Annotated in this window: 21 protein-coding genes and 2 pseudogenes; 13 read left to right on the top strand and 10 right to left on the bottom strand. The window is 72.8% G+C overall.

All coding sequences use genetic code 11. The features are described from left to right. Nucleotides 1-157 precede the first annotated feature (157 nt). From ACZ7L1_RS09130 to iolC, 5 genes and pseudogenes are all read right to left on the bottom strand, one after another. A complete protein-coding gene (locus ACZ7L1_RS09130; protein WP_471435538.1) occupies nucleotides 158-1,555 on the bottom strand; it encodes an APC family permease in 1,398 nt (465 codons plus the stop codon). Nucleotides 1,556-1,855: 300 nt separating this feature from the next. Then, nucleotides 1,856-3,358, bottom strand: a complete 1,503-nt coding sequence (gene mmsA, locus ACZ7L1_RS09125) for a CoA-acylating methylmalonate-semialdehyde dehydrogenase (protein WP_471435537.1) — start codon at nucleotides 3,356-3,358, stop codon at nucleotides 1,856-1,858. 14 nt (nucleotides 3,359-3,372) lie between these two features. Next, nucleotides 3,373-5,256 carry a 3D-(3,5/4)-trihydroxycyclohexane-1,2-dione acylhydrolase (decyclizing) gene (iolD, locus tag ACZ7L1_RS09120; protein WP_471435535.1) on the bottom strand — a complete coding sequence of 628 codons (1,884 nt, stop codon included), beginning with the start codon at nucleotides 5,254-5,256 and terminating at the stop codon, nucleotides 3,373-3,375. An 89-nt stretch (nucleotides 5,257-5,345) separates the two neighbouring features. Beyond that, nucleotides 5,346-5,509, bottom strand: a pseudogene (locus ACZ7L1_RS09115) (5-deoxy-glucuronate isomerase); the annotation flags it as partial. Nucleotides 5,510-5,543: 34 nt separating this feature from the next. Continuing rightward, entirely contained in the window at nucleotides 5,544-6,497 is a 954-nt protein-coding gene (iolC, locus tag ACZ7L1_RS09110; RefSeq protein WP_471435534.1) for a 5-dehydro-2-deoxygluconokinase, read from the bottom strand. A 180-nt stretch (nucleotides 6,498-6,677) separates the two neighbouring features. On the opposite strand from iolC, the gene ACZ7L1_RS09105 reads away from it, so the two are divergent. The 5 genes from ACZ7L1_RS09105 to ACZ7L1_RS09085 all read left to right on the top strand — a co-directional run bounded on the left by ACZ7L1_RS09105 (nucleotide 6,678) and on the right by ACZ7L1_RS09085 (nucleotide 10,254). After that, on the top strand, nucleotides 6,678-7,637 hold the full coding sequence (locus ACZ7L1_RS09105; RefSeq protein ID WP_471435532.1) for a helix-turn-helix domain-containing protein: 960 nt from the start codon (nucleotides 6,678-6,680) through the stop codon (nucleotides 7,635-7,637). Between the two features lie 369 nt (nucleotides 7,638-8,006). Continuing rightward, complete coding sequence (gene chpG / locus ACZ7L1_RS09100; protein ID WP_471435530.1) at nucleotides 8,007-8,246, top strand: chaplin ChpG; 240 nt, start codon at nucleotides 8,007-8,009, stop codon at nucleotides 8,244-8,246. 251 nt (nucleotides 8,247-8,497) lie between these two features. Next, nucleotides 8,498-9,202, top strand: a complete 705-nt coding sequence (locus tag ACZ7L1_RS09095; protein ID WP_471435528.1) for a hypothetical protein — start codon at nucleotides 8,498-8,500, stop codon at nucleotides 9,200-9,202. Nucleotides 9,203-9,339: 137 nt separating this feature from the next. After that, a complete protein-coding gene (locus tag ACZ7L1_RS09090) occupies nucleotides 9,340-9,636 on the top strand; it encodes a hypothetical protein (protein ID WP_471435526.1) in 297 nt (98 codons plus the stop codon). A 120-nt stretch (nucleotides 9,637-9,756) separates the two neighbouring features. After that, nucleotides 9,757-10,254 carry a DUF5949 family protein gene (locus ACZ7L1_RS09085; protein ID WP_471435524.1) on the top strand — a complete coding sequence of 166 codons (498 nt, stop codon included), beginning with the start codon at nucleotides 9,757-9,759 and terminating at the stop codon, nucleotides 10,252-10,254. 17 nt (nucleotides 10,255-10,271) lie between these two features. On the opposite strand, the gene ACZ7L1_RS09080 is transcribed toward ACZ7L1_RS09085, so the two are convergent. The 3 genes and pseudogenes from ACZ7L1_RS09080 to ACZ7L1_RS09070 all read right to left on the bottom strand — a co-directional run bounded on the left by ACZ7L1_RS09080 (nucleotide 10,272) and on the right by ACZ7L1_RS09070 (nucleotide 12,877). After that, entirely contained in the window at nucleotides 10,272-11,231 is a 960-nt protein-coding gene (locus tag ACZ7L1_RS09080; protein ID WP_471435522.1) for a D-2-hydroxyacid dehydrogenase family protein, read from the bottom strand. 94 nt (nucleotides 11,232-11,325) lie between these two features. After that, complete coding sequence (locus tag ACZ7L1_RS09075) at nucleotides 11,326-11,985, bottom strand: L,D-transpeptidase (RefSeq protein ID WP_471435521.1); 660 nt, start codon at nucleotides 11,983-11,985, stop codon at nucleotides 11,326-11,328. 229 nt (nucleotides 11,986-12,214) lie between these two features. Continuing rightward, nucleotides 12,215-12,877, bottom strand: a pseudogene (locus tag ACZ7L1_RS09070) (RraA family protein). A 266-nt stretch (nucleotides 12,878-13,143) separates the two neighbouring features. Between ACZ7L1_RS09070 and ACZ7L1_RS09065 the strand changes: the two are divergent. The 3 genes from ACZ7L1_RS09065 to aroC are packed head-to-tail and all read left to right on the top strand — an operon-like array spanning nucleotide 13,144 to nucleotide 16,216. Then, entirely contained in the window at nucleotides 13,144-14,706 is a 1,563-nt protein-coding gene (locus ACZ7L1_RS09065; RefSeq protein WP_471435519.1) for an acyl-CoA carboxylase subunit beta, read from the top strand. Further along, on the top strand, nucleotides 14,703-15,020 hold the full coding sequence (locus ACZ7L1_RS09060; RefSeq protein WP_471435518.1) for a hypothetical protein: 318 nt from the start codon (nucleotides 14,703-14,705) through the stop codon (nucleotides 15,018-15,020). Before ACZ7L1_RS09065 ends, ACZ7L1_RS09060 begins: the two co-directional genes overlap by 4 nt. Beyond that, nucleotides 15,017-16,216, top strand: coding sequence for a chorismate synthase (aroC, locus tag ACZ7L1_RS09055; protein ID WP_471435516.1), 1,200 nt, complete (start codon nucleotides 15,017-15,019; stop codon nucleotides 16,214-16,216). The genes ACZ7L1_RS09060 and aroC overlap by 4 nt, the downstream gene beginning before the upstream one ends. 189 nt (nucleotides 16,217-16,405) lie before the next feature. Here the strand turns inward: aroC and ACZ7L1_RS09050 are convergent, their stop codons facing one another. Next, nucleotides 16,406-17,083: a ScbR family autoregulator-binding transcription factor gene (locus ACZ7L1_RS09050; protein WP_471435515.1), complete on the bottom strand. Its 678-nt coding sequence runs from the start codon at nucleotides 17,081-17,083 to the stop codon at nucleotides 16,406-16,408. A gap of 162 nt (nucleotides 17,084-17,245) precedes the next feature. Here ACZ7L1_RS09050 and ACZ7L1_RS09045 point away from each other — a divergent pair, with 162 nt between their 5' ends. Then, entirely contained in the window at nucleotides 17,246-18,331 is a 1,086-nt protein-coding gene (locus ACZ7L1_RS09045; RefSeq protein ID WP_471435514.1) for a ScbA/BarX family gamma-butyrolactone biosynthesis protein, read from the top strand. 200 nt (nucleotides 18,332-18,531) lie between these two features. Here ACZ7L1_RS09045 and ACZ7L1_RS09040 read toward each other — a convergent pair whose 3' ends face one another. Then, the gene (locus tag ACZ7L1_RS09040; protein ID WP_471435512.1) at nucleotides 18,532-19,167 is read right to left on the bottom strand and encodes a TetR family transcriptional regulator; all 636 of its coding nucleotides are present in this window, start codon (nucleotides 19,165-19,167) and stop codon (nucleotides 18,532-18,534) included. Between the two features lie 130 nt (nucleotides 19,168-19,297). Between ACZ7L1_RS09040 and ACZ7L1_RS09035 the strand changes: the two genes are divergently transcribed. The 4 genes from ACZ7L1_RS09035 to ACZ7L1_RS09020 all read left to right on the top strand — a co-directional run bounded on the left by ACZ7L1_RS09035 (nucleotide 19,298) and on the right by ACZ7L1_RS09020 (nucleotide 24,052). Beyond that, nucleotides 19,298-20,470, top strand: a complete 1,173-nt coding sequence (locus tag ACZ7L1_RS09035; protein ID WP_471435510.1) for an acyl-CoA dehydrogenase family protein — start codon at nucleotides 19,298-19,300, stop codon at nucleotides 20,468-20,470. 7 nt (nucleotides 20,471-20,477) lie between these two features. Beyond that, complete coding sequence (locus tag ACZ7L1_RS09030) at nucleotides 20,478-21,440, top strand: HAD family hydrolase (RefSeq protein ID WP_471435509.1); 963 nt, start codon at nucleotides 20,478-20,480, stop codon at nucleotides 21,438-21,440. Nucleotides 21,441-21,643: 203 nt separating this feature from the next. After that, entirely contained in the window at nucleotides 21,644-22,801 is a 1,158-nt protein-coding gene (locus ACZ7L1_RS09025) for a ParB/RepB/Spo0J family partition protein (protein ID WP_471435508.1), read from the top strand. A 189-nt stretch (nucleotides 22,802-22,990) separates the two neighbouring features. Next, nucleotides 22,991-24,052 carry a LuxR C-terminal-related transcriptional regulator gene (locus ACZ7L1_RS09020; protein WP_471435506.1) on the top strand — a complete coding sequence of 354 codons (1,062 nt, stop codon included), beginning with the start codon at nucleotides 22,991-22,993 and terminating at the stop codon, nucleotides 24,050-24,052. Nucleotides 24,053-24,278 lie beyond the last annotated feature (226 nt).

The raw sequence follows: 24,278 nt of genomic DNA, 5'->3' as shown, positions 1-24,278 counted from the left end.
CCGAGGGGCTGAACCACGGCCCCTCCTGCGGGCGTACGGGCCTGCTGCCGCGTACCGCAGTCGTGGTACGACGACGCGGTCGCCCCTGCCGCCGGTCGTGGTACGGGCGGCAGGGGCGAGGGGGCGAGGGGGCGAGGGGGCGACGGGAACGGGTGGCTCAGGCCCGCGTGTCCTCCGGGAGCGACACCAGCCAGCGGGTCGCGCGGCGCGGGCGGAGGTAGAGGGCCCAGTAGAGGGTGGCGGCGGCCGTGATGCCGCCCGTCCACAGCAGGTAGGTCGCCTCCTGCTGGGTGAGGATGTAGCCCAGGACCGCGATCAGCAGGACCGGCATCGCGGGCCACAGCGGCATCCGCCAGGCCGGCGTCGTCGCGTGCTTGCCGCGCCGGGACAGCAGGGCGGCCACCGCGACGAGCAGGTACATGCCGGTCACCGAGACGCCCGTGACGCCGTAGAGCGTGTCCAGGTTGACGAAGCAGAGCAGTGCGCCGGGGACGCCGACGACGAGGGTGGCGACCCACGGGGAGCCGAACCGGCCGAGCCTGGCGAGTGCGTTGTTGACCGGCTGGGGCCAGGCCTTGTCGCGGGCCGAGGCGAACAGCACGCGGGAGTTCTGGATGACCATGACGATGCCCGCGTTGATGATCGCGAGCGCGACGCACAGGCTCACGAAGGTGCCGACGGCGGTGTTCGACCAGGCGGTGACCATGCTGCTGAGGTCGCCGCCGGTCAGCGCCTTGAGGTCGGGGGCGCCCATGGTGATGGCGACGACCGGGACCAGGATGACGACCGAGGAGATGGCGAGGGTGGCGAGGACCGTGCGGGCGACGGTGCGGCGCGGGTTCTCCAGTTCCTCGGAGAGGTAGACGGCGGTCGAGAAGCCCTGGGTGACGAAGAGGGCGATGGCGAGGCCGGAGACCACCATCATGGCCGTGACGTGGTCCGTGTGCCCGCCGGCGCCGGTCACCTGCATCGAGACCAGACTGCCGGCCCCGCGCTCGCCGTGCGCGAAGCCGAGGACCGCGACGACGCCCGCGGCCACGACCTCCAGGACCAGGAAGATGCCGGTGATCCACGCGTTGGCGCGCAGGTCCAGCAGGCCGGCGAGGGTGGCGAGGAGCATGACCCCGGCGCCCGTCATGGCCGGGTCCAGGTGCACGACCGGAGCCAGGTAGTCCGCCGTGCCGATCGCGATCACCGGCGGCACGATCATGACGACCAGCAGGGACAGCACGAACACCAGCCAGCCCGCGAGCCGTCCGGCCAGCGTCGACACCATCGCGTACTCGCCGCCCGCGCTGGGGATCAGGGTGCCCAGCTCGGAGTAGCAGAACGCCACCGCGATACACAGCACGGAGCCGATGGCGATGGTGAGGGCGGTGGCGGTGCCCAGCGAGCCGAACAGGTCGGGGACGACCACGAAGAGCGTGGAGGCGGGCGTCACGCAGGACAGGGTCAGCAGGGTGCCGCCGACGACGCCGATGGACCGCCTGAGTTTCTGGGGACTGCCCGATACCGGGACGGGGGCGTTCTCGACAGGGCGGAGCGTGTCGGTCATGCGGCGGTTCCGATCGACTCGTGCGACATGGTGGGGTCGGGAGCGTTATCGCCTCCGCGGCTTCGGTCGTACGTGCTCTGGTCCGCTCCCGGCGCACGCATCGAACCCCGACGAAAACCGCCGCGTCAATGGGTGTTCACCTACGGAATCCGCATCAGAAACGCGATCTACAACTGATTCGCGCGTCAATCGGTCCATGCGTTCGGCACCTTGCGCGCATGCGGGAACCGCAGCGGGGCCCCGGAAAAAAATGAGGCCGTCCGTATGACGGACGGCCTCGTCAGCCCTGCCGGGCGATGATCAGTGGTTGCGCGGGAACCCCAGGTCCACGCCCGCCGGGGCGTCGGCCGGGTCGGGCCAGCGGGAGGTGACCACCTTGCCGCGGGTGTAGAAGTGCGTGCCGTCGTTCCCGTAGATGTGGTGGTCGCCGAAGAGCGAGTCCTTCCAGCCGCCGAAGCTGTGGTAGCCGACGGGGACCGGGATGGGGACGTTCACGCCGACCATGCCGGCCTCGATCTCCAGCTGGAAGCGGCGGGCGGCGCCGCCGTCCCGGGTGAAGATCGCGGTGCCGTTGCCGAACGGCGAGGAGTTGATCAGCGCCACGCCCTCGTCGTAGGTGTCCACGCGCAGCACACACAGCACCGGGCCGAAGATCTCGTCCTGGTATGCCTTCGCGCTGGTCGGCACCTTGTCGAGGAGGGAGATGCCGATCCAGTGACCGTCCTCGTAGCCGTCGACGGTGTACCCGGTGCCGTCGAGGACGACCTCGGCTCCCTCCGCCGCAGCGCCCGCGACGTACGACGCCACCTTGTCGCGGTGCGCCTTCGTGATCAGCGGGCCCATCTCGGACGCCGGGTCGTCGCCGGGGCCGATCTTGATCTTCTCGGCGCGCTCGCGGATCTTGTCCACCAGCTCGTCGCCGATCGAGCCGACCGCGACGACCGCGGAGATGGCCATGCAGCGCTCACCCGCCGAGCCGTACGCCGCCGACACCGCCGCGTCGGCGGCCGCGTCCAGGTCGGCGTCCGGCAGGACCAGCATGTGGTTCTTGGCGCCGCCCAGGGCCTGGACGCGCTTGCCGTGCGCGGAGGCCGTGGTGTGGATGTAGCGGGCGATCGGGGTGGAACCGACGAACGACACCGCCTTGACGTCCGGGTGTTCGAGCAGCCGGTCCACGGCCACCTTGTCGCCGTGCACGACGTTGAAGACGCCGTCCGGCAGCCCGGCCTCCGCCAGCAGTTCGGCGAGGCGGATCGACGCCGAGGGGTCCTTCTCGGACGGCTTCAGCACGAAGGTGTTGCCGCACGCGATGGCGATCGGGAACATCCACATCGGCACCATCGCCGGGAAGTTGAACGGCGTGATTCCCGCGACGACGCCCAGCGGCTGCCGGATCGAGGCCACGTCCACCCGGCTGGCCACCTGCGTGGACAGCTCGCCCTTGAGCTGCACGGTGATGCCACAGGCCAGGTCGACGATCTCCAGGCCGCGCGCCACCTCGCCGAGCGCGTCGCCGTGCACCTTGCCGTGCTCGGCGGTGATCAGCTCCGCGATCTCGTCGCGGTGCTCGTCCAGCAGCGCCCGGAACCTGAACAGGATCGAGGTGCGCTGCGCGAGCGAGGACAGGCCCCAGGTCGCGAAGGCCTCCTTGGCCGCGGCGACGGCCGCGTCCACCTCCTCCACGGTCGCGAACGCGACCTTCGTGGTGACCGCGCCGGTCGCCGGATCCGTCACCGGCCCGTACGTGCCCGACGCGCCTTCGGCGGTCTTGCCGCCGATCCAGTGGTTGACGATCTTCGTCATGCCCGAGAACTCCTTCACAGATGGCGGCGCCGGGTGGCAACGTGCCGTTCGTAGACCTCGCGCGCCTTGACCGCGGACGGCCGGGTCGCGGTCTCGGCCACGGGTACATCCCACCAGGCCTGCGCCGGAGGCGCGCCCGACACAGTGTCTGCGGTTTCGGTCTCCACATAGACACATGTGGGAGTGTCCGCGGCGCGCGCCTCGGCGAGCACGTCACCCAGGTCGCGTACGGTCCTGGCGCGCAGCACCCGCATCCCGAGACTGGCCGCGTTGGCGGCGAGGTCCACGGGCAGCCTCGCCCCCGTGTACGTGCCGTCGTCGGAACGGAAGCGGTAGGCGGTGCCGAACCGCTCGCCGCCCACGGACTCCGACAGGCCGCCGATGGACGCGTAGCCGTGGTTCTGCAGGATCAGCACCTTGATCGCGATGCCCTCCTGCACGGCCGTCACGATCTCCGTCGGCATCATCAGATAGGTGCCGTCGCCGACCAGCGCCCACACGGGCCGCTCCGGCGCGGCCAGCTTCACGCCGATCGCGGCCGGGATCTCGTAGCCCATGCACGAGTAGCCGTACTCGAGGTGGTACTGGTCGCGGGAGCGGGACCGCCACAGCTTGTGCAGGTCGCCGGGGAGCGAGCCGGCCGCGTTGATGATCACGTCAGTCTCGTCCACCACCGCGTCCAGGGCACCGATGACCTGCGGCTGCGTCGGCCGCAGATCCGGTTCCTCGGCCTCGAAGCAGGCCTCCACGCGCTGCTCCCAGCGCTCCTTGTCCTCCGTGTACTCGATGACGTACGCCCGATCGACCCGGTGGTCGTGCAGCTCGAGCGCCTCGGTCAGCTCTTCCAGCGCGCTGCGCGCGTCCGCGACCAGTGGCATCCCGGACATCTTGTGCCCGTCGAACGACGCGATGTTGACGTTGAGGAAGCGGACGCCCTCGCCGGTGAAGAGGGTGCCGGAGGCCGTGGTGAAGTCCGTGTAGCGGGTGCCGACGCCGATGACCAGGTCCGCGGTGCGGGCCAGCTCGTCGGCGGCCGCCGTGCCGGTGTGGCCGATGCCGCCGACGTCCTGGGGGTGGTCCCAGCGCAGCGAGCCCTTGCCGGCCTGGGTGGAGGCGACCGGGATGCCGGTGGCCTCGGCGAACTCGGCGAGGGCCTCCTCGGCGCGGCTGTGGTGGACACCGCCGCCCGCGATCACGAGCGGGCGCCGGGCGGCGCGGACCGCCCGGACGGCCTCGCCGAGTTCGATCGGGTCGGGGCCCGGGCGGCGCACGTTCCAGGTCCGCTCGGCGAAGAACTCCTCCGGCCAGTCGAAGCCTTCCGCCTGCACGTCCTGCGGCAGCGCCAGCGTGACCGCGCCCGTCTCCACCGGGTCGGTGAGCACGCGCATCGCCCGCAGGGCGGCCGGTATCAGCGCCTCCGGGCGGGTGATCCGGTCGAAGTACCTTGAAACCGGGCGCAGACAGTCGTTGACGGACACATCGCCGGCCTGCGGGACCTCCAGTTGCTGCAGGACCGGGTCGGCCGGGCGGGTGGCGAACACGTCGCCGGGCAGCAGGAGGACCGGGAGGTGGTTGATCGTGGCGAGGGCGGCACCCGTGACCAGGTTGGTCGCGCCCGGCCCGATGGACGTCGTCACCGCGTGCGCGGACAGCCGGTTCGACTGGCGGGCGTAGCCGACCGCCGCGTGCACCATCGACTGCTCGTTGCGGCCCTGGTGGTACGGCATGGCGTCGGGGTACTCGACCAGCGCCTGCCCGAGGCCCGCGACGTTGCCGTGGCCGAAGACGCCCCAGGTGGCGGCGATCAGCCGGCGGCGCACGCCGTCGCGCTCGGTGTACTGGGCGGCCAGGAAGCGTACGAGCGCCTGAGCGACCGTGAGCCTCGTCGTTGAGGTCATCGGTATCCCTCCGTGTGGTCCGGGTGGAAGCAGATCCGCACCTGGGGTACGGCCCTGCCGCCCTGCACGTCTCGACCGTACGTCGCTCGGACCTCCGGCGCGGGGCCGTAGCGGGCGGGGAGTCTGCGCTCGCACTTCGCTCCTGCCAGGGCGAAGCGGTCTCCCGCGCCGGAGGCGATCGGTGCCCGGGCGGCCCGGACCCGTGCGCGAGGTCGGTCGGCCCCGCGAAGACGGTGTCCCTGCCCGGGAGTTGTCAAGTTCTGCTGGCTATGTTCCGGTCGCGACGGTCACAGCACCGCTCCTGCCGTGATCGCCGCCTCCACCTCGTCGGCCGTGGGCATCGCGGACGAGCACTCGAGGCGGGAGGCGACGATGGCGCCCGCCGCGTTGCCGTACCGCATGATCCGCTCCAGGTCCCAGCCGGCCAGCAGCCCGTGGCACAGCGACCCGCCGAAGGCGTCGCCCGCGCCGAGACCGTTGAGGACCTTCACCGGGAGCGGCGGCACCTCGGCCGACTCGCCCGTGCGGCTGACCGCGAGGACGCCCTTGGGTCCCTGTTTGACCACCGCCAACTCGACACCGGCGTCCAGCAGGGCGCGTGCCGCCGTGTGCGGATCGCGCTCACCGGTGGCTATCTGAACCTCGTCGATGTTGCCGACCGCGACGGTGGCGTGGCGCAGGGCCTCGGCGTAGAACGGGCGCGCGGTGTCCGGGTCGCGCCAGAACATGGGCCGCCAGTCGAGGTCGAAGACCGTCGTACCGGCCTCGGCGCGGTGGGCGAGCGCCGCGAGTGTGGCGGTGCGGCTGGGTTCCTCGCACAGGCCCGTGCCCGTGATCCAGAAGACCCGCGCGGCGCGGATCGCGTCAAGATCCAGTTCGTGCGCGTCGATCTCCAGGTCCGGCGCCTTGGGCTGCCGGTAGAAGTACAGCGGGAAGTCGTCCGGCGGGAACACCTCGCAGAAGGTGACCGGTGTCGGCAGCCCCACCACCGGCGTGACCCAGCGGTCGTCGACGCCGAAGCCGTGCAGCGCCTGGTGGAGGTAGGCGCCGAAGGGGTCGTCGCCCGTGCGCGTGATCACCGCCGTACGCCGACCGAGCCGGGCGGCGGCGACCGCCACGTTCGTCGCCGAACCGCCCAAGAACTTCCCGAAGGACGTCACCTGCGGCAGGGGCACCCCGGTCTGCAGTGGATAGAGGTCCACGCCGATCCGGCCCATGGTGATCAGGTCGTAGGCCTCCATCGGGTTCCCTTCGCGTCGGCTGTCCCCAGGTCTAGCCGCGCCGGGGAGCCCTGTCAATGTTTTGTCCAGACATTCGGATGACACCTTGACGTGGTTTCGGGAAACCGAGGGCCGGTGGGCTTTCGGAGGCGCGGGGTGGGTGGGCACCATGGATGGTTTCCGGGTGTGCCGGGAGGACGTATGGCGAGCGGGATGGTGGCGCGCAGCGGGCGCGGACCGGGCGGGAGTTGGGAAAACGTGGTCGCGTGGCCGCACCCCCGGCTGCGACCCGGTGTGATCAGCTACCGCGGGATCCGGCTCGCGCTCGACGGCCCGCGCAGCCGCCTGGAGACCCCCATCGGCGCGGCCACGCTCCTGCTGGGCTTCGAGGGCTGCGTCCGTATCGCGCGGCCCGGCCGGCCCCGGACGACCCTCGAGTCGGTGTACTCCGCTCTGAACACCACGGCGGCCGTCGGCGAGCACGGCGGCCGCATCTTCGGCATCGAGATCCTGCTCACCCCTTGGGCCGCGTTCACGCTCTTCGGCACCTCTCAGCACGAGTTGACCAACCGGCCCGTCGACCCGGACGAGTTGCCGCCTCCGACGGGTCGTGGCGGCCGGGCGGGCGTGGCCGAACTCGCCGCCGCACTGGCCGCGCTGCCCGGCTGGACGGACCGTTTCCGGCTGCTCGACGACGTGCTCGCGCGCTGGACGCAGGCGGGGCCGCCGAGTTCCGCCCGGGTGGTGCGCGCCTGGTCGCTGCTGCGGCGCAGCGGCGGTGCCGTGCCGGTGGCGCGGCTCGCGGACGAGGTCGGGTGGAGCGTACGGCAGTTGGAGAACCGGTTCCGCGAACAGATCGGGCTCGGCCCGAAGGCCGCGGCCCGCGTGCTGCGGCTGCAACGCGCCCGGCGGCTGCTCGCCTCCGGGCGGTCGGCCGCCGAGACCGCGGCGCTCTGCGGCTTCTACGACCAGGCGCATCTGAGCGGGGAGTTCCGGGCGATGACCGGGTGCACGCCCCGGGAGTTCGCCGCGGCGCGCGAAGAGGTGGCGGCGATGCGGTCCGGGCCGCCCGGAGCGGACCGGATGACGGGGGAGGTGACGAGCCTGGTGCTCTCACCGAACGGCAGTGCGCATTTTTCCAAGACCGGAAGGATCGCCTGACGGCAGGCTGGGGCCGCGGCGGTCGCTGCGGGGGACGCACGGACCGGCGGGCCGGGCCCGGCGCAGCGGGTCCGGCCCCGCTCTGCACGGGGGCAGGGCGGGGCCGGGGTGGCCTGGCCGGCCGGGATCCGTACGCGTCACCGGTTCGCACGGTGGGGCAGCGGCCGCCCGGCCACGGCCTGAGCGCCGGCACCTGCGGCGCACTGGCTGCCGCGGCGCGCGAAACCAGTCAAGTGTGCCGGAAGGGTGAATCGCGGTCATTGCGGATATCACCCCATCGGAGGCGCAACCCGGACGGGTGCCCCGCAGTTGACTCAACGTCGGGCATTCCGCCCGGCTGTTGTGACGATCCCCAAGGAGCACCTCTCCATGTCGCGTATCGCGAAGGGCTTTGCCCTGACCTCCGTTGCCGCCGCGGCCGTGGCGGGCACCGCCGGCATCGCCGCCGCTGACAGCGGCGCAAGCGCCGCCGCCGACAACTCTCCGGGCGTTCTGTCGGGCAACGTCGTGCAGGTCCCGATTCACGTTCCGGTCAACGTGTGCGGGAACACGATCGACGTCGTCGGCCTGCTGAACCCGGCGTTCGGCAACACCTGCGCCAACGGCTGACGCCCGACAGCGGACCCTTCTGCCGGCCGTTCCCCCCTCGGGGGGACGGCCGGTTGGCGTCCTTGCGCCCGTTCGGCGTTGCCCCGAACGGGTGGCGCCGTCGCGCATGCGCTCACAGGTCCTCTCATCAGCGAAAACATGGTGCACGACGGGCCGCGGACGCTACTGCGGGCAGCCGATCTGTTGCACGCCCTGGCGGCTCCTTCCACGGTGAGCACAAGCACCCTCACCGACCACGAAGGGGACCACTCATGCCTGCTGTGCCCACCCGTCGCCTTGCTTCCACCGCTGTCTGCGCCACCTTGCTGCTCGGCATCACCGGCCCCGCCGCGGTGGCGGCCGAGCACGACGCGCCCCGCGGCCGTACCCACGCCTCCGCCCCTCTGCCCGGCCCGGAGGTGCTCCTGCCCCGGGTCCAGCGGCTCGCCGAAGCCGACCGTGCCGTGGCCCCGGTCTCGGAACTCCTCAAGGCCGCGCTCACGGCGGACAACCACCGGCTGCCCGCCAAGGAGGCGGCCGAGCTCAGCAGGGCCGCGCAGGACGCCATCACCAGGATCGCCCCGCCCACCCCGGCGCCGACCGTGCCCATACCGTCGCGCAACGACGTGCAGGGCGACGCGCTCGCCGCTCTGCGCAAGGCGGTCGACGACCTGGCCGCGGCGACCACGTCCGGCAACGGCAGTCAGGTACTGCCCGCGGCCACGACCGTGCTCAACAAGCTCATCAGCGTCCTCGTCGCCTTCGTGGCCGGCGGGGTGACCATGCCGCCCCTTCCCAGCCTGCCGAGCATGCCCGGCCTTCCGCCGTCGCTGATGCCGAAGCCGAGCGGGAACCCCACCACCAAGCCCAGCCCGACGGCTTCTGCGACGTCCGGCTCGAAGCTCGCGCCGGCCGGCAAGCCCACGGACCCGCCGCAGCACACGGTCTCGGCCCTGCCGTACCCGCCCAAGCGCTGAACCGGCCTGATCCGAACGAGAGGCCGTAAGGGTTTCCGCCGGGTCGGGGGCTCGTTAGCCAGGACGCAACCGTCCCCTCCGGTGACTTGGGTCACCGAAGCTCCGGTGACTTTCGGTCGCCGAAGAAAGGAACACGGATGAAGTCCCTCAAGGCCGTCACCGTCGTCGCCGGGTCCCTGGTCGCCGCCGGCGTCGCCGCACCCGCTTTCGCCGACGCCGCCTCCGACCTGACGCCCACCAGCCTCAACGGTGCGCTGCAGACCGTCACCACCCAAAAGACCCTCGACATCCGCCCCATCGCCCACCAGTCCGACACCCTGGACACCGAGAACAAGCACTCCGTGCTGAGCACGGTGAACGGCGCGGCGGCCGCCCTCAACCGGCAGGCCGGCCCGGCCCGGCTGCTCGGCGGTCTTCCGCTCCGGGGCCGCTAGGACCCGAAAGACAGGCCCTGGCCGTCCGGGTCCCTCGTTCGTGTGGTCGCCGCCGTCCGCATCCCCCGGTCGGGCGAGAAACCGCCCGGTGGCCCGCCGGGGCGTCGATACGGTTCCGCGGTGACCACAACTTCCAGCGCAACGCGCCCCTTTCGCGCCGCCGACCTCGGCACGCTCGTCGTCCTGGCCTGGAGCGGCGAGGCCCCCGGCGGGGACATGCCCTACCTGCTCGCCTACTCCCTCGGCGACGGGGAGAGCGGTCCGGAGGGTTCGGCGGCCGCCGTCGAGGCGCTGTTGCGCGCCAACGGGCTGAACCCGGGCGACCAGCTCATCGACGGCACCCAGCGTCCCGGCCTGCCCGTGACGCTGCTGGCCGAGGCGGGCCAGGCCGTCGTCACGATGCCGTATCTGAACGCCCAGTGCACCGTGCCGCCTCAGTGGCTCGCCGCCCTCCGCGCACGCGGCCACGCCTACTTCCTGTTCGCCACCCGCCCTTGGCCCGAGGCCGCGCCCGGCAGGCCTGTCGAGCCGGAGCGGCTGGCGGCGTTCGCGGGCGCCGAGGAGACGCTGAGCACGGCCGCGCACGTCCTGGTGCCGGCCCTCAGCCTGCGCGGCTGACCCTCCGCGGCCGCCGATCAGCCGAGGCGGCGCACCGGCTTCCCGGCCAGGTATGCCTGGATGTCCTCCACGGCCTGGCCGTAGTACGTCGCGTAGTTGTCGCGCGAGACGTAGCCCAGGTGCGGGGTGGCGAGCAGGCGCGGGGCGGTGCGCATCGGGTGGTCGGCCGGAAGCGGCTCCACGTCGAACACGTCGACGCCCGCGCCCGCGATACGGCCCTCGTGCAGGGCCGCGAGCAGGGCGTCCTGGTCGACGATGGCGGCACGTGAGGTGTTGATGAGGTAGGCGGTCGGCTTCATGAGCGCCAGTTCACGCGCGCCGACCAGGTCGCGGGTGCGATCACCGAGCGCGAGGTGCACCGAGACGAAGTCGCCGGTCGCGAGCAACTCCTCCTTGGACCCGGCGAGTTCCACACCGACCTTGTCCGCGCGCTCCTTCGTGAGGTTCTCGCTCCAGGCGGCGACCTCCATGCCGAACGCGAGTCCGACCCGCGCCACCCGGCTGCCGATCCTGCCGAGACCGAGGAGTCCGAGCCGCCGTCCGTGCAGGTCCGCGCCCACGGTGCTCTGCCAAGGTCCGCCGTGCCGCAGGGCGTTGCTCTCCTCGACGATGCCGCGTGCGAGCCCGAGCAGCAGGGCCCAGGTCAGCTCGACGGGCGGTGTGCCGGAACTCTCCGTGCCGCAGACGGTCACGCCGTGCGCCTCCGCGGCGGCGTAGTCGATGACGTTGTTGCGCATGCCGGAGGCGACGAGCAGTCGCAGCCGGGGCAGCCGGGCGAACAGCGAGCCCGGGAACGGCACGCGCTCGCGGAGCGTGACCACGATGTCGAACCCCGCCAGCGCCGTGGCCAGGGCGTCCTCGTCGCCGAAGTGCTCGGCGAAGGACACCACCTCCACCCGGTCCCCGATCGCTGACCAGTCCGCGACGGTCGTCGCGATCTGCTGGAAGTCGTCGAGCACGGCACAACGAAGCCGCATGTCAGCCCCCTTTTGATCAACGGGGGCACCTTATCGGACGGGGTGCGGCGGCCCGGTGGCCCTGTGGACGGCTGCCCGGGAATGCGCCGTGTGACTACTCGCCCTTCCTGGTGCCCCAGAGGTAGACGCTGTCGCCGATGCGGAGCAGGGACCAGAGCGCCTTGGCGTCGTCGTACCGGAGATTCACGCACCCGTGCGATCCCGGGTCCTCGAAAATCGGCCGGCGGCTCGCGTGGAGGGCCTCACCGCGGTCGAAGAACTGGCTGTACGGCATGGGGCCGGGAAACTGGGTCGACCAGAAGTCCTTCACGCGCCGGTAGATCTTGTGCCGGCCGTTGCGGGTCGCGTATCCGGGCCTGCCGGTACGGGCGGGGACGGGACCGAAGACGATCTTCTCGTTCTTCCGCACCCACAGCAGCTGGCGGTTCTGGTCCACGCAGACCGCGACTTTCGCCCCTCCGGGGCATCCGGTGAGGGACTTCTTGTGGGCCGCGGCCCAGGTCACGCCGGCGGCTCGGTAGCTGATGAGGTCGGCATACCCGTCCGCCGGGTCGATCTCGTACTTCTGCTGCATCTTCTGGATGGCCGCGCAGTCCGTCGCGGACTGCTCTCCGTCCTCGAGCAGACCCAGATACTTCTCCACCTGCCGTTGAAAAGGCCCCGTGGTGAGCCGGCATTCCGGGGTTTCGTCGCCTGCGGAGCGGATGTGGGGAGTGCTCGTGGCCGAAGAAGCCGAGGTGACGGCGAGCGTCATGGGAAATGCCATGCCCGCCGCGGCCCAGATGCGAATCCAACGGAAGGGGATTCGTTTCCTCCTTGCCATCAGGTTCCCTCTCGGTACCGGGCCCGTGGAATTCCCGGGCGTGCGTCGACGGGGAACCAGTTGACGTTTCCCGTTCCTGTCAAACGGAGGCGCCGTGGGCATCACCCCAATGCCCCCGGCGGCGCTCCCGGACCAGTTCCCTGCAGCCCTTGACGACCCGTCAGACGTGCCGTCGGCCCTCGAAGCCCTGGGCGCGCAGGATCGCGTCGACGCGGGCGCGGTGAGCCTCCTCCCACGCGTCGAGGGTTTCGGTGGCCTCCTTGGCCAGCTTGGCCCGGGCCGCGGCGAGCACCTCGTCCGCGCGGGCGGCGGGGACCACGACGACGCCCTCCTCGTCGGCCCCCCCCGGGTCGCCGGCGCGCACCGACACCCCGCCGCAGCGGACCTCCACGTCGAGCGGCTCCACGACCGACTTGCCGCCGGGGATGGGGATGACGCCCCGGGCGAAGACGGGGAAGCCCATGGCACGGACCTCGGCGAGATCGCGGATCAGTCCGTCGGCGACGAAGCCCCTGACGCCGCGTCACCGGGCCACGGCGCAGACGTTTCCGCCGGCCAGCGCGTAGTCCAGGTCGCCCGACTCGACGACGATGACCGACCCGGGCCCGGCGCGGTGGATGGCCGCGTGGAGCATGAGGTTGTCGCCGGGAGCGCACCGCACGGTGAACGCCGGTCCGGCCGTGCGCGGCACCGGCGACCACAGCGGTCGTATGCCGATGTCCATGACCTGCTCTCGGCCCAGGATGTCGGCGAGGGTGGTCGTGGGAATGTCCGCGAAGACCGACGGACCGGCGGAGTCGGTGGCCTCAGAGACGTCTGTCATGGTCGCTCCGTTCGTCGTACGTCGTGGACCTCGACACACCCCCTGTGACCTGCGGAGATGCACTGGTCATGACCATGGCGGCGAGCCTACCGAAGACGCGCGCCGGCTGACTGGTGATCACGCCGCTTCGGATCGAGGACCGAGGCCACCGGTACAGATCCCTGCAAGGCTCCGGCTAGGGCGGGCGTCCACCATGGCAGGTGTCCAGCTGAGGCCAGGGGTGCGGCCGGGAGCGGCCGGTCCCGATTGCGGAGGGGGGCGTGCAGATGACCGAGCCGGGGGACGCCCGCGCCAGGGCGGCCGCACTGGCCGCCCTGCGCGAGCAGGTGCACGCCGGACCGGGCTCGAAGGCCACTGCCGCACAGCACGCGAAGGGCAAGCTGACCGCGCGCGAGCGGCTCGCGCTCCTCTTCGACAAGGGCACGTTCACCGAGACCGAACCCTTCCGCCGGCACCGCGCGAGCGGCTTCGGCCTGGAGCACAAGCGGCCGTACACGGACGGTGTCGTCACCGGCTGGGGCACCGTCCACGGCCGTACGGTCTTCGCGTACGCCCATGACTTCCGCATGTTCGGCGGTGCCCTCGGCGAGGCCCACGCCCAGAAGATCCACAGGCTCATGGACCTGGCGGAGAAGGCCGGGGCGCCGTTGGTGGGCCTGTGCGACGGTGCCGGCGCGCGCATCCAGGAGGGCGTGACCGCGCTGGCCGGCTACGGCGGCATCTTCCGCCGTCATGTCCGCAACTCCGGGGTGATTCCGCAGATCAGCGTCATCATGGGGCCGTGCGCGGGCGGCGCCGCCTACAGCCCGGCACTGACCGACTTCGTCTTCATGGTGCGCGGCACCTCCCAGATGTTCCTCACCGGCCCCGATGTGGTCCAGGCGGTCACCGGCGAGCGGATCGGACAGGACGGCCTCGGTGGCGCCGACGTGCACGCCGCGCGCTCCGGACTCGCCGGCTTCGTCCACGACGACGAGGAGAGCTGCCTGGAGGACGTACGGCGGCTGCTGCACCTGCTGCCCTCCAACAACCGCGAACACCCGCCCGCCCTTCCTGTGGAAGACCCTCCGGACCGGCGCACCGACACGCTCCTCGACCAGGTGCCCGCCGACCCCCGACGCGCCTACGACATGCGGGCGGTGCTCGCCGAGATCGCCGACGACGGCGACTTCTTCGAGGTGCACGAGGCGTGGGCGCCCAACGTGCTGTGCGCGCTGACGCGGCTGGCTGGACAGGTCGTCGGTGTCGTGGCCAACCAGCCGTCCGTGCTCGCCGGGGTGCTCGACATCCACGCGTCCGAGAAGGCCGCGCGGTTCGTGCGGTTCTGCGACGCCTTCAACGTCCCCCTCGTCACCCTCGTCGACGTGCCCGGCTTCCTGCCCGGTGTCGACCAGGAGCACAACGGCGTGATCCGGCACGGCGCCAAACTGCTGTACGCGTACTGCGACGCCACCGTGCCCCGGGTCTCCCTGGTGCTGCGCAAGGCCTACGGCGGCGCCTACATCGTGATGGACTCGCAGTCGATCGGCGCCGACGTCTGCCTGGCCTGGCCGACCAACGAGATCGCGGTGATGGGTGCCGAGGGCGCCGCCAATGTCGTCTTCCGGCGGGAGATCGCCGCCTCCGAGGACCCGGAGGCCACCCGTCGGCAACGCGTCGAGGAGTACCAGCGCGAACTGATGCATCCCTACTACGCGGCCGAACGCGGCCTCGTCGACGACGTCATCGACCCTGCGGACACCCGTTCCGCACTGATTGGAGTGCTGGCCATGCTGCGCGAGAAACACGTCCCCCTGCCCGGCCGGAAGCATGGGAACCAGCCCCAATGAGCGCCCTCAGCGAGGGGCTTCGCGCGCACGACCTGCTGGCCGCCGGGTCCTGGCGGGTCGTCAGGGGAGAGCCCACAGCGGAGGAGGTGGCCGCGCTGGCGCTCGTGCTCGGGGCGGCGCTGTCCCGGCGGCGGAAGCCGGCACCGCGCGACACGGACCGGACGGCCACGGCCCCCGTGGCCCTGCGCCGCGGCGAGCCATGGTCGGCCGCCGCCACGTCATGGGCGGCGGCGTCCCTGCTGGCGCCGCGGCAGGCGACGCTTGACGGGCAAACGTCGCCAGCCGCGGCACCAGGCCGGCGGGAGGCGGCATGAGCGGCGCGACGGCGGGCAGGCTGCGCTGGCTGACCGCGGGGGAGTCCCACGGTCCCGCACTGGTCGCGACGCTGGAGGGGCTTCCCGCCGGTGTGCCGATCACCACCGGGATGGTGGCGGACCACCTGGCCCGGCGGCGGCTCGGCCACGGGCGCGGCGCGCGCATGAAGTTCGAGCGTGACAAGGTCACCTTCCTGGGCGGTGTGCGGCACGGGCTCACCCTCGGCTCACCGGTCGCGATCATGGTCGGCAACACCGAGTGGCCCAAGTGGGAACAGGTCATGGCGGCCGACCCCGTGGACCCGGCCGTCCTCGAGAACCTCGCGCGCAATGCGCCCCTGACCCGGCCCCGGCCCGGCCACGCCGACCTGGCGGGGATGCAGAAATACGGCTTCGACGAGGCCCGGCCGATCCTGGAGCGCGCCTCGGCCCGCGAGACGGCGGCCCGCGTGGCGCTGGGCGCGGTGGCCCGCTCCTATCTGAAGGAGACCGCCGGGATCGAGATCGTCTCGCACGTCGTCGAGTTGGCGAACACCAAGGCCCCGTACGGCGTCCGTCCGACCCCGGCCGACGTGGCGAGGCTGGACGCGGATGCGGTGCGGTGCCTGGACGCGGAGGCGTCGAAGGCGATGGTCGCCGCGATCGACCAGGCGCACAAGGACGGTGACACGCTCGGCGGTGTGGTCGAGGTCCTCGCGTACGGCGTACCGGTCGGGCTGGGATCGCACGTCCACTGGGACCGGCGGCTGGACGCGCGGCTGGCCGCCGCGCTGATGGGCATTCAGGCGATCAAGGGGGTCGAGGTCGGCGACGGGTTCGGGCTGGCGCGGGTGCCGGGGTCCGAGGCGCACGACGAGATCGTGCCGACCGGTGACGGGATCAGGCGTGCCACCGGCCGTTCCGGGGGCACCGAGGGCGGTCTGTCCACGGGGGAAGTGCTGCGCGTGCGGGCGGCGATGAAGCCGATCGCGACGGTGCCGCGGGCGCTGGCCACCGTCGACGTGGCCACGGGTGAGGCCGCCAAGGCACATCACCAGCGCTCGGACGTGTGCGCGGTGCCGGCGGCCGGCATCGTCGCCGAGGCGATGGTCGCCCTGGTCCTCGCGGATGCCGTGGCGGAGAAGTTCGGCGGCGACAGCGTGACCGAGACCCGCCGCAACGTGCGGTCGTACCTCGATGGCCTGCGCATCCGCTGACGTCACCGCCACCGGGCCTCCCGACGGCCGCCGCAGGCGCGGGGCGGCGGTCGTCGGGCCGTCCGGGGATGGTCCGGTCTCCGGGTGGTCCGGTCCGGGGGTCCCGCCTCCGGGAGGGCCCGTCTCCGGGAGGGCCCGTCTCCCGCGGTGGTCCGGTGCGGGAAGGGACCAGGTGTCGGCTCCGCGGTGTCAGACCTTGCCGGCCGCGGAGGTCGCCATCGGCAGCACGGCGTCGATGATCTCCCGCACCCGCGTCACGAGATCGGCCCGCTGGTCGAGCCGCCACGAGATGTGCTGCGCCCCGAAGAACGCCGCCACGAGCACCCGGCCCAGAGCGTCCGGGGCGCTGTGCGACGGCAGGTCGCCCGCGCCCCGGGCCCGGTCGAGCAGCTGCGTGACCGACTCGGTGTATCCGACGAACGGCTCGGGCAGCGAGGCGTTGATGGACGCCGACTCTATCTGCAGCCGTGCCCCGGCCTGGATCATCGTGTCGTCGCGGAAGGCCAGCGCCGTGCGGTTGAGGAGCTCGGCCACCGCCTGGAGGGGAGGCAGGCCGGCCTTGCCCACCTCCTCGGCGATCAGGGGAAGACGGCGGTAGAACTCCTCGCTCACCGCGGTGGCCAGGGCCTCCTTGTTCGCGTAGTGGAAGTAGACGGCGCCCTTCGTCATGCCCGCGATCTCCGCGATGTCGAGCATGGTCACGGCCGGAAAGCCCCGTTCCGCGAAGGCCGCGGCGGCCGCGTCCAGCACCTGCTGACGGGTGCGGACGGCGCGCTCCTGCTTGAGCTCGCGCGGCCTGGCGGCACTGGACGAGGGTCGGCGCGTGGGCTTGTCTGCTGCTCCCACAGTGCTCCTCTTCACGTTCATTGCTCCTGGGTGATGTGGACCATCGTCGGGGAGAGCGGCAGGCATTGCAATATTCCTTCTCGAAGGTATATTTTCTCGACCCTGGGGGATGGGTTCTTGCCCCCGCTCCGTCATCGCAGCGATCCGTACATCGTTCCATCGTGACTGAGTGGAGGATGCATCATGTTTGATGTCTTAGCCGCGGAGGCGACCACTCCGAGAGCCGAGACCGTGACCGACCGGGGCGGTGCGCCGGGCGTCCGCACCTCGACGCGCGAAGCGCCCCTCGTCGCCGGCGGCGCGTGGCGTGCCGACTTCGTGCAGCGCCTCGACCATCTCAGGCCGGTGCCGCGCACCCTGGTGCACCGTGCGGCCATGGCCGAGGTCTTTCTCACCGACACGGCACCGCTCGGGGAGGACCACTTCCTGGTCGCCGCGCAGTGGCCCAGGGATCATGCGCTGTACTACCCGGATCCGCTGGGCCGCACGGATCCCCTGCTCATTGCAGAAACGCTTCGGCAGTCGTTGGTCTACCTCTCCCACGAGTACTACGACGTGCCTCTCGGGTACCGGTTCGTGGCCTACGACATGGACTTCGAGATCACGGACCCGGCACCCCTGCGCGTGCGCGCGGTGCCGCACTCCGTTGTGCTGGACGTTCGCTGCGTACGGGTGGGGCATCGGCCGCCGCGCCGTCACGGACTGCGCCTGGAGGCGGAGCTGACCGTGGACGGCAGGGTCTGCGGGCGGGCCGGGATCCGTTTCATCGCGCTGGACGAACGGACCTATCAGGTGCTGCGGTCCCGCAGCACCCCCTACGCGAGCCCGGTCTCACTGACGAGCGACGCGGTGCGGACGGGGCCCGGCGGGGCGGAGTGGGAGACGGTGCCGCCCTGCGGGACGGGCCGGCTGCGGGCCAAGGACTGTGTGCTGGAGCGGTCCGCCGCGGGGGAGTGGCGCATGCGGATCGACACGGACCACGCGATCCTGTTCGACCATCCCACCGACCATCTGCCGATGATGGCGTCCCTGGAGGGCTTCCGGCAGCTCGGACATCTGCTCGTCAACGGCGGCTCGTCCGACGTCGGCGCGTACTCCCTGGTCTCGTGCACCACCGACTGCCGCCTCTTCGTCGAGCTCGACGCCCCGGTCTCACTCGTCGTCCGGGACGACCGCCACGAGACCGGCACCCGCCGACTGACCGTCGACGCGGTGCAGTGCGGCAAGGTGGTCACCACGGCGGACCTGGTGTGGGCGGAGACCGGCTGACGTTCCGTCGGGCGGTGGTGCGGGGGGTGGGCGGGCTGACACCCCGCCGCAAGCGGTGAACGCCGGGCGGCTGACGTTCCGTCGGGGCGGTGGCGCGGGCGGAGGGTGACCTGTCCCTCCGCCCGTACGTCGGCCGCCGCCGTGCCCCGCCCGTCCCGGGCCGTCCCGGGCCGGCCCGGGACGGTGGCGTGCCTTTCCGGTCAGGAGCCGGGTTCCGCACGGTGTCCGCGTAGGGCCGGGCCCAGCAGGTCCCACATCTCGCGGACGCGGTCCGGCAGCTTCGCCCAGTTCACGACGGGTGCCGTGCAGTGCGCGCCGAACAGTACGGCGAGCAGCAGGTTGGCGACGCGCTCGGCGGGCAGCTCCGGGTCGACGTCCCGCTCCCGCTGGGCCTCCAGTACCAGCTCCACGGCGTGCGCCCGCAGCCGGGACAGCATCGTCGGGGGCTCCCCGGTCCGCTGGGCGCGGTCCATGACGAGGCGGAGGGCGGCGGCGGTGCGGATGTCGTTCTCGAGGCGGTCGGCGAGCGAGAAGGTGAGCGAGCGCAGCTTGCCGAGCGCGGTGCCGTTCGGGCCGTCGGAGGCGTCCGTGCCGTCGTCGCCCCCGGTCCTTTCATGGTCCGGTGTGCTCAGGGCCGCGTCGAACTGCTCGACCAGGGCCCTGGCCAGTTTCTCCTTGGAGGGGAAGTGGCCGTACAGGGCGCCCTTGGTGAGTCCGGTGCGTTCCGCGACCCGCTGCAGATTGGTGTTCGGGTACCCCTGCCGGGCGAACTCCTCGGCCGCGGCGTCCAGGACGCGTTCGTACGTCAGCCGTGACCGTGCTTGCTTTCCGGTCATCCCTCTTCCCTTCCGAGGGCTGCTGGTACATGCTAAAGATACCTTCGCGAAGGAATTTTTGGTAGCCCGAACGCCCTCGTCACGGTCCGGGCCGTCTCAAACAATCGCATTGATCCGAGGAGTTCAAGGGATGACCGAGCTCACTGACCTGATCGCGGCGGACACCCGGCGGCGCGGGCTGCTCGCTCCGGCCCCGGCCGCCGCGGTCGCCTCGCTCGGCGCGGCCGACGCCGAGCGGGAACGGCACATCTGCGCGCGGACCGCGCGGGCGCTGACCGAAGCGGGCTTCGCCCGGCACTTCGTGCCCCGGACCTGGGGCGGCGGCGAGGGCGGCTTCGCCGAGCTGTTCGACGCGACCGTCGAGGTCGCCGGGAGCTGCGCATCCGCCGGATGGTGCGGGGTGCTGTGGGCGGGCCACGGGCGCTTCGCCGCGTTCCTGCCCGAGGAGGGGCAACGGGACCTCTGGGGCCGAACGCCCGACGTGCGGATATCGGCGGCGGTCATCCCGCCGGCGGGAAGCGCCGAGCCCGAGGCCGACGGCTGGCGGGTGCGCGGCAGATGGCGGTTCGCCAGCGGCGTGGACCATGCCGACTGGGTGCTGGTGGCCGCGCCGGAGCGGCAGGCGGACGCCGACGCGGGCGGGCGTGCGCGTGCGCTCGTCTTCGCCGTGCCCCGGGCCGAGGTCGAGGTCATCGACTCCTGGAACAGCGTGGGCCTGCGCGGGACGGGCAGTCACGAGATCGCGCTGGACGGGGTCTTCGTACCGCGCCGGCGCTCCTTCGAGATGGCCGCGATGATGAGCGGCGACGCGACGCCCGGACGCCCCGTCCCCTACGCCGCCCCCGCCCAGCTCGTCGGCGGAGTCCTGCTGGTCGCGGTGGCGCTGGGCGCCGCCCGGCGGGCCCTGCGCCTGTGGAGCGAGCTGGTACTGGGCAAGGCGGCGACGGGTGCGGCCTCCGCCGCCGTTCCCGTCTGGGAGGCGTACGCCCGCTCCTCCGCCGAACTCGACGCCGCCGGGCTGCTGTTGCGCGAGGTGGCGTGCCGGGCGGACGTGGACCCGCGGGCCGAGGGCGCGGTCGCGCACGGTCAGCGGGACGCCGCGGTCGGAGCCGAACTCGTGGTGGCCGCCGTGGACCGTCTCTTCCGGACGGGCGGCTCGCACGGCAGCGACGCGGCGGGCGACTTCCAACGTGCCTGGCGCGATGTGCACACCGCCACCGGGCACGCCGCCCTGCGGCTCGGCCCCGCGGCGGAGGCCTATGCCCGCGTCGGCACGGCGGCCCTGGCGGCCGAGGGCAGGTGACGAGGGCGTGACCACGGGGGATCGGACGCCGGCGGTGACGGCGGTCGAGAGCCGTGCCGGTGGAGCGGCCGCCAAGACGGCCGACCGGGCAGCGGGAACGCGCGCCCTGGGGCGTACCGGGCGGCTGCACGCGGCCCCGCGGACCGCCGTCGGGCAGGCCCGCGCCGGCGTGAACGGGACGAAGGAGCCGGCGGTCGCGGCGCCGCCCCACGGCGCATCGGTGTCGCCGCCCCCGTGCGGGCCCACCCCCTGCCCGATGCCGTCCGGTCCGCTCGGACCCGCCGGGCAGGAGTGGCCGGACGGTGCCGTCGCCGTGCGGGTGGTGGTGTTCAGTGACGTGGACGAGACGCTCGTCGCCTGCAAGAGCCTGATCGACTTCCTGGGTTTCTACTGGGGTGAGCGGTACGGCGCACAGGGCGTCCGGCACGCCCGGCGCCTCACCGCCGAACTGGCCGCGATGGCGGGCGCCGGGGTGTCCCGGGAGGAGGCGAACCGCCGGTACTACCGCGCCTGGGCCGGTGAGAGCGCCGCCGCCGTCGCGGAGGTGGGGCGCCGCTGGTATCGCGAACGGTCGCGCCGGGCCGGGTTCTTCGTCCCCGGCACCCGCGCGGCCCTGGACGCGCACCGCGCCGAGGGCGCCGTCCTCGCACTCGTCTCCGGGTCCTTCCCGGCGCTCCTTGACCCCGTGGCCGAAGCGGTCGGCGCCCGACACCTGCTGTGCGCCCGCCCGGTGGAGCGCGGCGGGGTGCTGACCGGCGAACTCCAGGACGGGCCGGTGATCGGGGAGGGCAAGCGGCGACTGGTCCGGCGGCTGCTGGACCGGTACCCCGGGGCAGACCCGCGGGACTGCTTCGCCTACGGCGACCACGTCTCCGACCTGGCGATGCTCACCGAGGTCGGCCACCCGGTGACCGTCGGGGACGACCCGGAACTCGCCGCGCGCCTACCGGGCGCCACTCGGCTCAAATAAAATTCCTTCGCGAAGGTATTATGCTGGATGCGGGGACTTGGCGGACGGCCCGAACCCCGAACGGCCCCGCCGCCCCGAAGGGGGACACGCACCATGCGGAACGCCACACATCTTTCACCGGCCGGGACCGCACCTCGCGCCCGGCGCCGTACGCCTCCTTGGATGCGACCCCGCACGACCGACCGAACCGGGGGGACAGCCACGTGAGCAGCACCGACTCCACCGACACAGGCGCAGCGATCCGGGACACCGGGACCGCCGTCCAGGGGAGCGCCCTGACCATCGGATCCCCGGGAGGCGGGTTACCGCTCAGCCTCGCGGACTCCGCCGCCCTGTTCCTGGACACGGCCGATCCCGAGGCCGCGCACCACAACCGGCTCTCCCCCGTGGAGCTCGTCCCGATCGACTCGCTGCTCCCGGCCGCGTCCCCGCGGCTGGGAGGAGAGGACGCGGCGCACGCACGGACGCTCGCCGGGTCCGGGGCGACCCTGCCGCCCGTCATCGTGCACCGTGCGACGATGCGGGTCGTCGACGGCATGCACCGGCTGCGCGCCGCGCGCCTGCGCGGCGAGGAACGGCTGCCGGTGCGCTTCTTCGACGGGTCCGAGCACGACGCCTTCGTGCTCGCCGTCGAGTTGAACGTCAAACACGGCCTGCCGCTGTCCACGGCCGACCGGACCGCGGCCGCCCACCGCATCCTGCGCACCCACCCCCAGTGGTCCGACCGGGCCATCGCCTCGGTGGTCGGCCTGTCCGCCCGCACCGTGTGCGCGATCCGCCAGCGCATGGAGGGCCCCGAGCCGCAGGCCGCGGTCCGCGTGGGCCGCGACGGACGGGTCCGCCCGCTGAACACCGCCGAGGCCCGCCGCCAGGCCGGGGCGTTCATCGCGGCGCACCCCGAGGCGTCCCTGCGCGCGGTCGCGGCCGCGGTCGGCATCTCGCCGGGCACGGTCAGGGACGTACGCCAACGGGTGCTGCGGGGCGAGGACCCGGTACCGCCCGGGCAGCGGGAGCGGCGGGCCGCCAAGACGGCCGGACAGGACCGGTCGGCCGACGGGGCCGCGGACCGCGCGGGCCGCCCGGCGCGGACCCGCGGCGGACGCAGCGCGGCCGGACGCCCGGCCGCCGAGGAGCGGGACGAGCTGCTGCGGGTGCTCAGCCGGGACCCGTCGGTACGGCTCACCGAGAACGGCCGCTACCTGCTGCGGCTGATGGCCACCCACGCCGTCCCCGCCGAGCGTCGCCGCCAGCTCGCCGACAGCGTCCCGCCGCACTGCACCGGCATCGCCGCCGGCCTGGCCCGGCAGTGCGCCGAGGCCTGGCTCGACCTGGCCCGCAGCCTGGACGGCAGGGCCGGATGACGCCCGGCCGAAGCGCCCCCGACGGACACCGGGAGGCGCGGTCCGCCCACCCGCCGGAGCGCCCGGCGGCGCACCACGCGTGCAACTGCCGCACCCCCGCGGTCGCACACCCCCGGACCGCGCCCCCCGCGCGTTCCGTCCCCTCCGCGAATCCTCCGATCCGACCCACCCCCCGACGAGGAACCGACGATGCTTGACGAACTCGGACTGGGCCCGGACGCCGCAGCCGTGTACGGCGTCATGCTCAGGACTCCGCAGCTGGGACGGCAGGAACTGGCCGGGATGCTGGGCTGGGCGCCCGACCGGATCGAGGACGCGTGGGACGAGCTGATCCGCCTGGCGCTGCTGCGGCCCTCCGAGGAACGGCCCGGACGCATGCGGCTCGTCGACCCCGAGCTGAGCCTGCAGCGCCTGCTGGCCCGCCAGGAACAGCGGTTGCTGGAGCGGCAGAAGGCCGTGGCGGAGGCCCGGTTCGAGATCAGCCGCATGCTGATCGAGCTCATGGACGAGGCCCCGGGCACCGGGCCCAGCGGGGTCAGGGAGTTCACCGGCGAGGACGCGGTCCGCTCCCGGTTGGAGCGCTACGCGTACGGCTGCGAGCGCGAGTTCGCGCTGTTCGCGCCGCGCGGCCCGCGGCTGGAGAGCTCGCCGGAGGCCTCCCGTGTGCTGGAGCAGGGAGTGGTCGGGGGCCGCCTGCGCGCCCGCTACCTGTGCGTGACCGGCCTCGCCGGCGACCGGGACGCCCTCGCCCACGCCCGCTGGCTGCGGGGCAGTGGGGCCGAGGTGCGCACGGTGCCCGAACTCCCGCTGCGCATGGCGTTGTTCGACGGCCGCACCGCCGTGCTGCTGCGCGATCAGCACCAGCTGGACGAGGGCATCCTGGTCCTGGACGGCGGCCCCGCCGTCACCGCCCTGAACGCCCTCTTCGAGCTGCAGTGGCAGCGCTCCGAGCCGCTCGACCCCGAGCCCGAGCCGGCCGACGACGAACGCCCCACCGGCCAGGAACGCGCGGTCCTCGAACTGCTCGCGGCCGGGTACACCGACGAGGTCGTCGCCCGCAAGCTGGGGATTTCGGTACGCACCGGACGCCGTGTCACCGCGCACCTCCTCGAACGCCTGCAGGCCCGCAGCCGTTTCCAGGCGGGTGTCCTCGCCGCCGCCCGCGGCTGGCTCACTCCCGTCCCGCAGCCGCCGTCGCCCGGCCGGGCGGCCTCCGGACGGCGGGCGAGGAGCGACCGTGGCGGGACGTGAGGGAACAGCGGTCCGGCCGGAGCCCCGCCCTCGGACCGGGCCGGAGCCCTGCGCGCAGATCGGGCCGGAGCCCTGTCTTCGGGCCGGGCCGGAGCCCTGCGCGCCGATCGGGCCGGAGCCCTGTCTTCGGGCCGGGCCGGAGCCCTGCGCGCAGATCGGGCCGGAGCCCTGTCTTCGGGCCGGGCCGGAGCCCTGCGCGCCGATCGGGCCGGAGCCCTGTCTTCGG

It is taken from the genome of Streptomyces sp. NPDC107546 (assembly GCF_055639175.1).
This window is presented reverse-complemented; position numbering and strand designations above follow the sequence as displayed.